Raw genomic sequence first — 12,031 nt, 5'->3', positions numbered from 1 at the left:
CAGATCCCTTTAATGAAAGCATTCAAAGACTCAGTCACTCAACATTTAAGGGATCTGACCCCTGAATACTTACAGGGATTACTCGATGCAATTTATTCGAATTTATAATGACGATCAGGGTAAGAGCCATTTTGGTGAAGTGAACATCGATGTCCGTGACGGTGGGCCGATTGGTCTGTTGTCGGAGCGTTTCCCCGCGGGTGAGATGATCTTTCGTGAAACTCCAGCTGATTACGATTTCAAATGGCACCCAGCACCACAGCGTCAGCTGCTATTCATTATCAAAGGCAGCTGCGAGTTTAAAGTGTCGAACGGTGAAACCCGTCAATTTAAAGGCGGAGATGTGCTACTGCTAGAAGACACCGAAGGTGAAGGCCATTGCTCAAAAGCCTTGAACAACGAAATCCGCCACTCGATCTTTGTCACGCTTCCAGAAGGGACAGTGTTTTAGCTAAATCTGAAAACCTAGTTTCTTGCTGCATTACAACAGGGAACTAGTTTTTGCCCCCAAAGGAAACATGATTTCTCTAGAAGCACCTGAGAGTATTCTTCAGAATTTTTGATTTATCTAGGGATATGCCAAATGCAAGCATAGAGCTAGATACAAACTCTCCACTATCATCTGTCTCATTCATCTCAAACTGGCAATCCCACATAGCTTGTACGCCATCAGCACTTGTCTCATATTTAGAGGCAGTGCAGCTAGAAGAAATGCTTAAATTACGCTCCGAATTATAAGAAAGTGAAAAAATGTCCGAAAGATAATCCGAAAGTAACTCTTTTTCACTTACGTGATCTTTAGTCGGCATAAGACAGTTTTCTTCTGATTTCAAATCCATGCCTGCATTGTCAAAAAGCAAGCGAAAGACTTCACCGCCTGTAGGTGGGGTTACATCATGAGCGAGGGAAACACTGCCGCCCAAAATAGACATACTTATGATTACTTCCTTAATCATAAGAATCTCCCGTAATAAAACTCTACGGTCGTACCATTAGTTTTATAAGCATTTGAGAACTTTGCTTTAAACGCGCTCAATGAATCACACACCACTTTATTATTTGTGTTGCTATAGTTCCAGACATTACCTTCCGTTAGAATTCCTATATGCTTTCTTGGGTGATTTCCCATCACCAATTTTCCACCGATACTAGAAATGTTAGAAGCTAACGTAACAAAAATAAGGCACTCCGTTATGGTAGCAGGCTTTGCTGACAACACCCCTGTCTGTGAACTGTTTTTGAAAACGTCATCAACTCTTAGCGTTGCTCCCTCACCGTCTTTCTGTTTGTCGTCCCAAGTAAAATTCTTGCACGTCACGCCACCTAGTTGGTAATTCATCATATGAGAAACATAATGCGCACAATGATTCTGGGATGAGTTTTCACCAATGCTAAATGGGCAAATACTATTGATGTTTTTATCTAAGCTTTCGCTCAGATTCTCTGGCACTTTTGACATTGCAAATTCCTTTTCATGTATGATCTCAAGCCACAATAGCAGCCAACACTCGCAAATGTGTAGCCAGACACTAAGAGTTTACGAGCCCATTACAAAAAATTTAAAAGAAAACTTAAAGTTACAAAAACACAGTTCTTTAGGGGAAATTATGCTGGAAGAAGTAAGCGAAGAAATAAAACAAGTAAGAGCATCAGGACTAAGCGACTTGATAAATGTTGTTGCTCTACAATTTAAGCTATATATCGATCTTCTCCATTCATTCTACAAGACGCATGGTAGAGCCCCGACATTCGACGAGATTCAAAACCATTATCCAGAAACTAAGAGCTTCAGTATCATTTCACAAACATTTACGGCTATGATTATTGAAGCCTTTTATTTCGACTACTACCACGGGAAGCAGTCTAAAGGATCAGCAGAAAAATGGTCTAAACAGAGCCCAATAAAGAAATTTGAGCAGCTTTCAGAGGTGTATCTAAAAGTTTCTAATTACACAAAAACTGATATATACGTAAAATTACAAGACCTTAATAAGGTTCGCAAGCGTTGGGTTCACAACCAAAGTACTCAAATTGGCAAGTATAAAAAGAACTTAAATTATCTATCTCCCGACGGCTGCATTCAGCTTCTTCGAGAATTCTTTGAGTATTTTCACACTCATGACAAAAGCTGTATCACCGCTTCACTAACCTTTGATGCTCTTACGTATTTGCAAATCCAATATAAGGGTTTCAGTGGGCCCAATGCTCCTTAGCATCTAATTTTATCACTATCTAAAACAAGAGGAGGAAAACTAAATTACTGCGGTCACTAATCAATCCTCACACCAATTTCTTACGAAAACTCTCCAATAACCAATCTACTACTGGCTCGGCGATTTTTTCCGCACGGTCATAGCCCATCCATTGGCTGTAGTCGATCATGGTGAGGTTTTCTTGTTCGCCGAGTACCCAAGACCAGTCGATATGGTTGGCAATGTCATCCATGTTGTCTTCAATAAAGGCTTTTAGAGAGTAACTGGCATCGTGAATCTCGCCGTTTTTCATTAAGCCAAGGGGCAGATTAAAGCGGAAGTTATGCAGCACGGTTTCAAGGTCGAGCGCACTGTCGCCGCCGGTATAGCGAAATAGCTCTTTTTCTAGACGGTCGCGGCGCTCGACCGCTTCATCAATGATTTTTTGTTGGTACTCTTCACCTTGATGGATAAAGAAGTTCAGTCCTGGTGCGCTGGCAGAGTCTCGAAACATGCGGCTGTTGCTGCCCGATTCCCAAGGCTCTAGGCTAAATTGGTTGTAAACCATTTGGTCGAGCATTTGACTGTTTTTACCCTCTGCCAACCACTCTTTCACTGTTTTCGGCGCGCTTTCAAATTGCTGTTGTTGGGTTTGCACTGCATTGATCAGACCAGCAAATTTGGCCGTTACATCACGAATCTTGTCAGCATCTGGATGCAAGCTGTCACCGGGTAACATAGCTGGGTCTTTACCTGCGGCAAGATTATCTAAAATTTCCTGAAGCGATATACTGGGCTCGATACCTTGCATTTGCCCTTGGATATTGGCCGATAAGGTCCCGTAGATATTACTGTATTTGGCAAGCTGACTTTGCTGCTCTTGTTGCATCATACCGGTGGCGAGAGCGTTTTTCATGGCGCCCGCATCGCCCATCATCAGCGCCATTTGGATGGCGCGTTTGGTATAGTCTTCATGCACAGGGAAGGAGAAGACTAAGGAGTCGAACATTGAAAAGTTGTCTTTTTGGCTGATGCTGCCAAGCTCACCGGGCACCATCATTTGAGCGCCTTCATCATCACGAATGTTGAAGCGAAAGCTGCCTAATAATGCATCACTGTGCTCTCGAAGGCCGTTCAAACCACTGTAACGGTGCTTCTCGACCATTGCATCGACTTCCGCGGAGCGCTCAATTTGTTTGCTATCCAGCCACTCAGACAGATGCTGTGGGAAGGCTTTTAAGTTGTTGTATTGAGTTTCAACATCGCTGATCTCGGTTTGATGCGATTGCCAAAATTGCTCAATTTGTTCGGCAAATTCAACGTTTGAGCCATCGGCATTGAGTGTCGGAGATCGGCCTGCCGCGACATTATCAAGTAACTGATCGAGGTCGGCAGAACCACTGACGTCAGATAAGTCTGCTTGTAAGGCATTGGATAAGTCATGAAAACTGGCCAGATAATCGGCGGCTGTCTGGCGCTTTTCCGTAGTCATCTGTGCGAGATAAGCCGCTGCTTGTTGGCCGACAGCGCCATCTTCCATCATCGCCCACCACTGAGTATTGGTACGCTCACTCCAGAATCTAAGCTTTTCCTGCTGCACGATGGGGTCGTCGTAGCTGTTACGAGAATTGGTTTCTTGCAGCGCCCCAGATTGTTCCCCAATCAAACCCTCTGATCGAAGTTCATTAAACTCTCGCACCGTCACGGTATTTTGGCTCACTCGCCCCACTAGATCGGGGTTTAGTTTCAATGATGTCACACTCATACAAACTCCTTTTGATAATCAACCATAACGGGGCGAGAGAGCTAACATGGCAATTTCAAACCGCCTATTTCCTCTGTCCCGTGGATAAGATCTGCAAAAATGCCGTTTTGTAAGCAGATTCGGTATTGCTATAAAGGTATTCGCAAAGCCTGTGCCAGATTGGATTATCAAGTTGGCACCTTTTGATATGTGTAGAAACCATCGCAGCTATTGTTGAGGGCGGCATCTCGCCAAAAACCTAGGACGAAATCGGGTCAAGTTTGTGATGCCTGTAGAGAATCAAGCCCAATTGCAGAGATCTTAATTTCATTCCGTCATGATTCAGTGGTAGCCTGTTTTTATAACAATGGACTGAGTAAGGCGGCATTATGACAATTCAAGAAATGTTCGGCATTGAGTTGCCCATCATCCAAGCGCCCATGGCGGGCGTGCAAGATCATGAACTCGCTGTGGCTGTCAGCAATGCTGGCGGCTTGGGCTCTTTACCTTGCGCCATGCTTGATGTGGAGGGTTTAAAACGAGAGCTCACCGCACTCACAAGCAAGACCGATAAGCCTTATAACGTCAATTTCTTTTGCCACACACCACCAGCACACGACAGTGCAATCGAAGGCAAATGGCGCGCAACGCTGCTGCCTTACTTTGAAGAATTAGGTGTGGAGTTGTCGAGTATCCAGACAGGAGCTGGACGTTCGCCTTTTAGCCCAGAGCTGTTAAGTGTTTTGGCGCAATTTAAACCGCCAGTGGTGAGTTTTCATTTTGGTTTGCCCGCGCCGTTATTGATCGCACAGATCAAAGCTTGGGGTGGCAAGGTACTGTCCAGCGCCACCACGGTACAAGAAGCCCTGTGGCTCGAAAGACACGGTGTCGACGCCATCATTGCCCAAGGTCTAGAAGCCGGCGGCCACCGTGGTTTCTTTTTAGATAAAGATATCACCACGCAAGTTGGCACTTTTGCTTTACTGCCGCAAATCGTTGATGCGGTATCCATTCCGGTGATTGCCGCGGGTGGCATTGCCGATGCCAAAGGGGTTCAAGCGGCAATGAGCTTAGGAGCCGCGGGCGTGCAAGTGGGTACCGCTTATCTACTTTGCCATGAAGCTAAAACCAGTCCGATGCACCGTGATGCTTTACAAAGTGAACGCGCCAGCAGCACCGCACTGACCAACATTTTCAGCGGTGGCGCGGCGCGGGGTATCGTCAATCGAGTCATGGCAGAGCTTGGCCCAATCAGCGCCGCCGCTCCGGCCTTCCCTTTAGCCAGCGCCGCCCTTGCGCCACTTAGAGCGGCGGCGGAAGCGCAAGGCTCTGGGGAGTTTTCACCTCTGTGGGCTGGGCAAAATGTTAGCGGCTGCGCCGCCGTCTCCGCCGCTGAGTTGACTCGCTCGTTAGTAGGTCCTTAGGACGTCATGATGCTTCCTCTGCGGCAAGTTTATAAGCGCTAAAGCTTGTCGCTGCTACGGCATCGTGACCGTGCAAACTTTCTTGATGTTCCACTTTGAGATGTCCTTGATAACCCTGTTGCACCAAAGCACGCACCAAACGGCGACTGGCATCCTCTACAAACATGGGGTTAGCCCCATTGCGCAGGGCAAATTGCTGTTCGTCGTCCCGTTTCACGTAGGTTTGTACCGGTGTACCTAACGCCGCCTCGCACAGTTCAATCAGTTCACTAATCGGCAGTTCATCTTGCTCAATCGCCACCGTCACGGTCGCTACACTGCGCTGACTATGCGGTATTGCCAAGGTACCCTGCTGCTCTAGCCACTGCGCTACTTGCTCAGGGGACATAGGCTCTGACTGACTCTGAGAATGGGCTAAGAAGGCATCTTTTAAGGCTTTGCGTGATAACGCTGCCGAGGCAGGGCAGCTGGAGGAATACGTCACTTGCACGGTTGCCTTGAGTTCAAATCCAATCTCGTTGCTGTAACTCACCTGCAGCTCAAGCGGATAAGCATTCCACCCCCAGCCTTGGCTGTTCAGTGCCGAGCGCTTCTGTTGCACCTTGGTACTGAGCGAGAAATGCAAACTCGAAGCATTCACTTCTTGTTGTTGTGCAAGGGCCTGCTGCGCACATTGTTGCAAGCTTGAGGCACTTAATGGCGCGTCACTAAGCGAAAGTAGAGTGCTGTACATACGCGACATATGCAGCCCCTTTTGACCGTTACTAACATTGGCATAGATGGCAGCACTGGCTGCACACGTCACCTCTGCGTCCGCCAATATCAGCGTCACAGGTAAAGCAATGCCGGACATACCGACTTGATCAAGAGGAATCGCCGCCGCGAGCGTGCTGGCGACGTCTGGTAAATTGGAAGCAGAGTTCATGTGTAAATAGAATCTCCGTTGTCTTTGAGTGAGTACGCCATACCGTTCGAGCATGATGCAGCGCGCGTAGATCAATCCACAATTTGTAATTGTGTAGAGGGTTTTTCGAATGAAGTCATTCTAATTTGTTATGCTATAACATTTTATGAATTTAAATCACGATAACAACACAAGGATTCATGATGACAACGGTTTCTCAAAAGACAGCATTGGTCGTTAGCGCGCACTCCGCCGATTTTGTTTGGCGTGCCGGCGGCGCGATTGCCGCACACGTAAAGCAAGGCTGGAAAGTGAAAGTGATTTGTTTGTCCTATGGTGAACGCGGCGAGTCCGCCAAGCTTTGGCGCCAACCGAATATGACACTGGAACGCGTCAAAGAAGTACGCCAGCAAGAAGCCCGTGCAGCGGCAGAAATTTTAGGTGCTGAGATCGAGTTTTGGGATATTGGCGATTATCCCATGCGCATTAGCGATGAGGTTTTATTGCGTTTAGTGGATGTTTACCGAGAATTACAACCAGAGTTCGTTCTCAGTCACTCAGAGCACGACCCCTACAACTTCGATCACCCACTGGCGATGCGCGCAGCACAAGAAGCGCGGATTATCGCTCAAGCAGAAGGCCATCACCCAGGACAACCGATTCTCGGTGCCCCACCGGTATACGCTTTTGAGCCTCATCAAACCGAACAATGCCAATGGCAGCCGAACACCTTTTTGGACATTACCGATGTGTGGGACTTAAAGCGCCAAGCCATTGAATGCATGGCGGGGCAGGAACATCTTTGGGATTACTACACTCGTGTGGCGTTACAGCGCGGAGTCCAAGCAAAGCGTAATATTGGCATCACGGCAAAACGCAACATTCAGTACGCAGAAGGATATATGAAGCTTACGCCCACCGTGGTTGAGCAGCTTTAATAGCATAGGATCAAGGCCACTCGGCCTTGATCCTAGGGTGAGATAGGCAAAACCGTTATCCTAAAATGCGCGCCATGTACGGCTTAACATCTTCTATGCTCGTACAATGATTGGGAATCGAAATACTCTGATAACCATCGCCTTTAAAAGCACGATCGATTTCAAGCAACACCCCCGTCTCTAGGCCATTAGAGACAAAGGTTACTTCAATTTCTCTTACGCCAAACAAGGAAAAGGAATCCGGTTTAAACTCGTATTCTTGATAACACGGCAAATGTGACACAAAGCCCGGCGCTCTGACCTGCCCCTTTTCGATATCGGATTTAAATAAACGATAGCCGCTTTGACTGATGTAGTTCAGCACCGCTAATTGCGTCGGCGACGGCAAAATCACTAGCGGATCGTTGTCTGAACCATCAACACCATTTTTAATATCAATGCCGGTTTGCAACCACACTTTGGCAATGCTGCGTCCCGCTAATTCGCTCGCTGGCACCTCCGGATGAAGATTCAAGGTAAAAGTTTTGGACAAGCGTTCCCCAGCCTGAACCGTCATATCCAAATCCTGCCACCACTCCTGTAACACGACACTTTTCTGTACTTCGCGATCGTGCTCGGCAGTTGAAACAGTGGTCTTGGCTTTTGCCATAATGGCGAAAGCTAAACCTTGAATCTGCTGCTCAACCTCGCCGCCTTGGATTTCCACTTTCACTTCAAATGGCTGCCCCGCCTGCAAGGTATCAGACAGCAAGATAGCATCTACCCTAGCTTTACCAATGCCGACACTGGCTAATAGTTTTTTCAACATACTAAGTACTCATTCATCGTTTGTTGCTATGCTTTTATGGGACAGGATGTCCTTGAGACGCTACCCAGATGGCAAACCATTCATCGTCAGTGAGTGTTATCGACAAGGCTTTTTGTGCCGACTGAACCCGCTCGATCTGGCCAGAGCCCAACACTGGCACAATGCCCGATGGGTGACGCAGTAGCCAAGCCAGTGCAATTTGGTCCAAGCTGGCTTGATGAGCCTCCGCTACAACACTCATCGCTTGATGTAAGGTGGGATTGATACCTTCTAGTTTAAATAAATCACCACCCGCAAACGGCGACCAAGCCATTGGCGTCACAGCATGTTGTTGCGCATGCTCTAGGGTGCCATCTTTAAAGCGCTTCAGCTCTAGTGGCGACAGCTCCACTTGGTTTACCAACAATGGCATATCCAAACGTGATTGCAGCAAATCAAATTGCTGTGCTGAGAAGTTCGACACACCAAAGTGCTTCACCTTACCTACCGTATATAAGTGCTCAAACGCTTCGGCGATATGGTCCGGATCCATCAAAGGGCTTGGACGATGCAACAACAGCATCTCGATGCTCTCCACTTGAAGATTGCTGAGTGAGTGATCCACACTTTGAATGATGTGTCCGGTACTTTGATCATAACGATGAGAAGTAATCTCAGGACGCTGTTTACTGGGTAACATAATCCCGCACTTGGTGATGACTTGCAGCTTGTCGCGCAACGATGGCTTTAATGCTAACGCCTTACCAAATAAGGTTTCACATAGGTAATCACCGTAAATATCGGCATGATCAACGGTGGTGATACCCGCTTCAATACCTTGCTCAATGAATCGCACCAGCTCTTGGTCACTCATACCCCATTCCGCTAAACGCCAGTAACCTTGCGCCAATCGCGAGCCAGTAAAACCGAGGGGATGGTATTGATGATTCATAAAACGTGTCCTTTATTAAACATGTGACGCTACTGTAGCAACTCACTTACCCAGTGCCTAGGTATACTCCTTCTGCAAACTCCAGTAGCCTGTGTACCTCACTGTACCCAAAAGGCTTGTTATGTCATCCCCATCCTCATCCCTGTCAAAAACGGATCTAGAGCAGCAGATTCAGTTTCTAAAGGAAATCGATCAGCTTAAGTCTGTGATCCGAAAATCGCCGTTAATCAATCAGTCTCGACGCGAAAACTCCGCCGAGCACTCTTGGCATTTGGCGATGTATGCGTTGATTTTAAAAGACCATGCTGATGCCCCGATTAATCTAGAACGGGTGCTAAAGATGCTGTTGATACACGATATTGTCGAGATCGATGCCGGCGATCACCCCATTCATGAAGCGGTCGATCACGCCGCCCAAGAGGCAAAAGAACTCGCCGCGGCAGAACGTATTTTTGGCTTACTGCCAACCGCTCAAGGAGAAGAGCTAAAAGCCCTTTGGTTTGAGTTTGAAGCGGCACAATCCGACGACGCACGTTTTGCAAAATCTCTCGATCGCTTGCAGCCGATGATGCATAACCTAGAAACCAATGGCGGTACTTGGACCGAAGCGAATGTGACCCATGAGCAAGCCGAACAACGCTACACGCCGGTAATACAATCTGGCTCAAGCAGCCTATGGCGCTACGCCAAAGAACAGGTAGACCGGTTTTTTCTGGGTAAAAAGTAGGTTGCAAAAACACTGCGCAGCTTACAAACTGCCATGCATCTATTGAATTATTTAAAGGAGACATTCTCAATGTTTAAGGAATATAAAGTAGAGCTGGTGACTGAAGGCGGTTGCGGTACGATTCTATTAGGCTCGTCAGGGTTACCGATTAAACGCCTAGAGTCAAAACTCAATGAAGCGGCCGCTGAAGGTTGGGAACTTGCCTTTCAAGTGATTGAGAAAAAACGTTTTTGGCTATTCTGGACTCGCGAAACCGTGATCCTCACATTAGGCCGCAAGTAACGGATCAGCATGTGAATTGGCTTCAACGGTTTTGTCTGCATTGCATTGAGCGTTACCAGCGCAACGGCGGTGGCGAAAACCAGTTTCGTGTGGATTGCAATTTCACCCCGACCTGCTCGGAATACACGCGCCAAGCCATTCTACGCTATGGCGCGCTGAAGGGCTGTTGGCGTGGTTGGCTACGTATTCGGCGCTGCAACCAGCGGGATTTGGTCAACAAGATACATGATCCCCTAAAATAAGAGCAAAGTAATGTTTGAGGCATGGACATTAAAATCTGATCAGGTAGCCGAGCAGGAAGAAGCTTTGCGACTAGCGTTGCGCCAACTATCAGACAGTGAGCGCAGCACTTTTTATAAAGCCTATAACCCACAGATCAAAGACCCTGACACTTACGCCACGCTGAACTGGTTCTTTATTGCAGGTCTGCACAACTTTTATTTGAAACAATGGATAATGGGCCTGTTTGACCTCGTTTTGATGGTCATCGGCGTGGTGATGCTTGCGGTATTTTGGCCGCTCGGTGCCGCGCTGATTGCGCTCGTTAGCTTGATCGAACTGCCTGCGCTGTTCCGCAGTCAAATCATTGTCGCCGATTACAACAACAAACTGGGCTGGAGCGTTCTAAAACGCTACAACCCAGTGACATTACCAAGTCCATGATGCACGCAGTATGCGTTAGCTTAGATCTGCTTCAAATAAGCCCCTTTTCATATAAAACTTCACCCAGATCGCCGCAATCAGACTAATAACCAGCAGCATTCCGCCTGCAATGGTGTATACCTGCTGCGTCATTTCCGGCGCAGGCGAATTGTTCAATGCCACATACAGCATCGCTGCAATGCCAAAAATTTGCGGCAGCGGATAAAATGGTGTGCGGTAAGGGCGATGATGCTCTGGCAGACGTTTGCGTAATACCAACACATCAATATGGGCAATCATGTAGGCCAGCAGATAACTGGTAGTCGCCGCAATCACCAACACAATCAAGGAATCGATGTCCAATAATACAAAGGGGATCACGGTAAATACCGCCATCATCACGACACCGCCCCAAGGTACATTGTAGCGGTTAAGGGCTTTTAATTGCGGAAACGCCTGCCCTGCTTCCGCCATACCATGCAGCATACGAGGCAATGCAGCAAAGATGGTATTCACCGTACTACAGGTCGCAGTTAACGCCATAATGGTCGCAATCGCTAACCCCTCTTTGCCAAATACCGCATTGGCGTAATCCAAGTAAGGAATCGGAGAACCTAGTAGCGTATCTGTATCGAGATAAAGGGTCGCACCGTAAGCGAACGCAGCAAAAATCGCGAAGATGGTCAGCAAAGAAAGACGCATCGCACGGGGAATGCTTTTCTCTGGTTGTTTCACTTCAGCAATCATAGGGCAAATATATTCAGCCCCGACAAACAGCCACATGGCTAAGGCAATCAAACCAATAAAGCTGCCATCCATGACTCCAGCAAAGTTCCAGTCAACCGGCGTCCCCGCCATTTCAACACCCTGCCCAGCACCATTGATGGCGATTAAGCCAGTCAGGACTAAAGCACTGACCATAATTAACGCTAACAGATTCTGCACTTTGGCAAACACATCCGCGCCAATTAGGTTGGTGATGAGCAAGATGGCGATAATCGCCAGTGGAATGACCTTTTCAGGAAACATGCCTGGCAGCAATTCGCCAACCATGGCGTCAACCAAGAACAGTTCAATCGGAATTGCTAAGGTCGCAACCACCACATAACCTGCGAACACGGCAACGATTGCAGGAAAGTGACCGATGGCCTTTTGTGTATAAGTAGCTAATGTCCCTTCTTGGGGGAACATTAGCGATAATTCGGAAAAGCTCATGGCGTTAAATTGGGCAATGATTAATGCGGCAATCATGGCGAAGATAAACGCCATGCCACCCATACCGATACCCTGCATGGCAGAGATCATCGCTCCTTGTACAATGACGACGCCGATACAGACGGCCATCATCGTTAACAACCCCATTTTTGTTTTGCTAGTGCTCACTGCCAGTCTCGGCATGGTCAGTTTATCAGTAGTGGAGATATCGCTCATTATTATGT

Annotated in this window: 15 protein-coding genes; 8 read left to right on the top strand and 7 right to left on the bottom strand. The window is 47.5% G+C overall.

The features are described from left to right. The first annotated feature begins 85 nt into the window (after positions 1–85). A complete protein-coding gene (locus ASC49_RS08320; RefSeq protein ID WP_055462775.1) occupies positions 86–451 on the top strand; it encodes an AraC family ligand binding domain-containing protein in 366 nt (121 codons plus the stop codon). Between the two features lie 76 nt (positions 452–527). Here ASC49_RS08320 and ASC49_RS08315 read toward each other — a convergent pair whose 3' ends face one another. Both ASC49_RS08315 and ASC49_RS08310 read right to left on the bottom strand, forming a co-directional pair. Next, complete coding sequence (locus ASC49_RS08315) at positions 528–956, bottom strand: hypothetical protein (RefSeq protein ID WP_055462774.1); 429 nt, start codon at positions 954–956, stop codon at positions 528–530. After that, a complete protein-coding gene (locus ASC49_RS08310; protein WP_055462773.1) occupies positions 953–1,459 on the bottom strand; it encodes a hypothetical protein in 507 nt (168 codons plus the stop codon). The genes ASC49_RS08315 and ASC49_RS08310 overlap by 4 nt, the downstream gene beginning before the upstream one ends. A 148-nt stretch (positions 1,460–1,607) precedes the next feature. Here ASC49_RS08310 and ASC49_RS08305 point away from each other — a divergent pair, with 148 nt between their 5' ends. Continuing rightward, a complete protein-coding gene (locus ASC49_RS08305; RefSeq protein ID WP_055462772.1) occupies positions 1,608–2,213 on the top strand; it encodes a hypothetical protein in 606 nt (201 codons plus the stop codon). A gap of 67 nt (positions 2,214–2,280) precedes the next feature. On the opposite strand, the gene ASC49_RS08300 is transcribed toward ASC49_RS08305, so the two are convergent. Continuing rightward, complete coding sequence (locus tag ASC49_RS08300) at positions 2,281–3,957, bottom strand: hypothetical protein (RefSeq protein ID WP_055462771.1); 1,677 nt, start codon at positions 3,955–3,957, stop codon at positions 2,281–2,283. Between the two features lie 368 nt (positions 3,958–4,325). On the opposite strand from ASC49_RS08300, the gene ASC49_RS08295 reads away from it, so the two are divergent. Continuing rightward, on the top strand, positions 4,326–5,360 hold the full coding sequence (locus ASC49_RS08295; RefSeq protein ID WP_055462770.1) for an NAD(P)H-dependent flavin oxidoreductase: 1,035 nt from the start codon (positions 4,326–4,328) through the stop codon (positions 5,358–5,360). Positions 5,361–5,364: 4 nt separating this feature from the next. Here the strand turns inward: ASC49_RS08295 and folE2 are convergent, their stop codons facing one another. After that, the gene (folE2, locus tag ASC49_RS08290; protein WP_055462769.1) at positions 5,365–6,285 is read right to left on the bottom strand and encodes a GTP cyclohydrolase FolE2; all 921 of its coding nucleotides are present in this window, start codon (positions 6,283–6,285) and stop codon (positions 5,365–5,367) included. A 182-nt stretch (positions 6,286–6,467) separates the two neighbouring features. On the opposite strand from folE2, the gene ASC49_RS08285 reads away from it, so the two are divergent. Further along, positions 6,468–7,202 carry a PIG-L deacetylase family protein gene (locus tag ASC49_RS08285; RefSeq protein ID WP_055462768.1) on the top strand — a complete coding sequence of 245 codons (735 nt, stop codon included), beginning with the start codon at positions 6,468–6,470 and terminating at the stop codon, positions 7,200–7,202. Between the two features lie 55 nt (positions 7,203–7,257). On the opposite strand, the gene ASC49_RS08280 is transcribed toward ASC49_RS08285, so the two are convergent. Further along, on the bottom strand, positions 7,258–8,010 hold the full coding sequence (locus ASC49_RS08280; RefSeq protein WP_055462767.1) for a sporulation protein: 753 nt from the start codon (positions 8,008–8,010) through the stop codon (positions 7,258–7,260). A gap of 34 nt (positions 8,011–8,044) precedes the next feature. Further along, positions 8,045–8,941 (bottom strand): aldo/keto reductase, encoded by an 897-nt coding sequence (locus ASC49_RS08275; protein ID WP_055462766.1) that lies wholly within the window; start codon positions 8,939–8,941, stop codon positions 8,045–8,047. Between the two features lie 121 nt (positions 8,942–9,062). Here ASC49_RS08275 and ASC49_RS08270 point away from each other — a divergent pair, with 121 nt between their 5' ends. From ASC49_RS08270 to ASC49_RS08260, 4 genes are all read left to right on the top strand, one after another. After that, positions 9,063–9,668, top strand: coding sequence for an HD domain-containing protein (locus tag ASC49_RS08270; RefSeq protein ID WP_211262035.1), 606 nt, complete (start codon positions 9,063–9,065; stop codon positions 9,666–9,668). Positions 9,669–9,737: 69 nt separating this feature from the next. Next, a complete protein-coding gene (locus ASC49_RS08265) occupies positions 9,738–9,950 on the top strand; it encodes a DUF4177 domain-containing protein (RefSeq protein WP_211262034.1) in 213 nt (70 codons plus the stop codon). A gap of 11 nt (positions 9,951–9,961) precedes the next feature. After that, positions 9,962–10,192: a membrane protein insertion efficiency factor YidD gene (yidD, locus tag ASC49_RS19600; protein ID WP_072242074.1), complete on the top strand. Its 231-nt coding sequence runs from the start codon at positions 9,962–9,964 to the stop codon at positions 10,190–10,192. A 10-nt stretch (positions 10,193–10,202) separates the two neighbouring features. Next, positions 10,203–10,613 (top strand): TM2 domain-containing protein, encoded by a 411-nt coding sequence (locus tag ASC49_RS08260; protein WP_055462764.1) that lies wholly within the window; start codon positions 10,203–10,205, stop codon positions 10,611–10,613. 15 nt (positions 10,614–10,628) lie between these two features. Here ASC49_RS08260 and ASC49_RS08255 read toward each other — a convergent pair whose 3' ends face one another. Next, positions 10,629–12,023, bottom strand: coding sequence for an APC family permease (locus tag ASC49_RS08255; protein WP_055462763.1), 1,395 nt, complete (start codon positions 12,021–12,023; stop codon positions 10,629–10,631). Between the last annotated feature and the right edge of the window lie 8 nt (positions 12,024–12,031).

This window comes from Marinomonas fungiae, from assembly GCF_001418205.1.
GTDB classification, from domain to species: domain Bacteria; phylum Pseudomonadota; class Gammaproteobacteria; order Pseudomonadales; family Marinomonadaceae; genus Marinomonas; species Marinomonas fungiae.
The sequence above is the reverse complement of the archived record's forward strand: the minus strand, read 5'-3'. Positions and strand labels throughout refer to the sequence as shown.

Coding starts and splice junctions, on each gene's coding strand:
- ASC49_RS08255 (WP_055462763.1), bottom strand. CDS start 12,023: ATGAGCGATATCTCCACTACTGATAAACTGACCATGCCGAGACTGGCA.
- ASC49_RS08275 (WP_055462766.1), bottom strand. CDS start 8,941: ATGAATCATCAATACCATCCCCTCGGTTTTACTGGCTCGCGATTGGCG.
- ASC49_RS08310 (WP_055462773.1), bottom strand. CDS start 1,459: ATGTCAAAAGTGCCAGAGAATCTGAGCGAAAGCTTAGATAAAAACATC.
- ASC49_RS08265 (WP_211262034.1), top strand. CDS start 9,738: ATGTTTAAGGAATATAAAGTAGAGCTGGTGACTGAAGGCGGTTGCGGT.
- ASC49_RS08295 (WP_055462770.1), top strand. CDS start 4,326: ATGACAATTCAAGAAATGTTCGGCATTGAGTTGCCCATCATCCAAGCG.
- folE2 (WP_055462769.1), bottom strand. CDS start 6,285: ATGAACTCTGCTTCCAATTTACCAGACGTCGCCAGCACGCTCGCGGCG.
- ASC49_RS08285 (WP_055462768.1), top strand. CDS start 6,468: ATGACAACGGTTTCTCAAAAGACAGCATTGGTCGTTAGCGCGCACTCC.
- ASC49_RS08300 (WP_055462771.1), bottom strand. CDS start 3,957: ATGAGTGTGACATCATTGAAACTAAACCCCGATCTAGTGGGGCGAGTG.
- ASC49_RS08260 (WP_055462764.1), top strand. CDS start 10,203: ATGTTTGAGGCATGGACATTAAAATCTGATCAGGTAGCCGAGCAGGAA.
- ASC49_RS08315 (WP_055462774.1), bottom strand. CDS start 956: ATGATTAAGGAAGTAATCATAAGTATGTCTATTTTGGGCGGCAGTGTT.
- ASC49_RS08320 (WP_055462775.1), top strand. CDS start 86: ATGCAATTTATTCGAATTTATAATGACGATCAGGGTAAGAGCCATTTT.
- ASC49_RS08270 (WP_211262035.1), top strand. CDS start 9,063: ATGTCATCCCCATCCTCATCCCTGTCAAAAACGGATCTAGAGCAGCAG.
- ASC49_RS08305 (WP_055462772.1), top strand. CDS start 1,608: ATGCTGGAAGAAGTAAGCGAAGAAATAAAACAAGTAAGAGCATCAGGA.
- ASC49_RS08280 (WP_055462767.1), bottom strand. CDS start 8,010: ATGTTGAAAAAACTATTAGCCAGTGTCGGCATTGGTAAAGCTAGGGTA.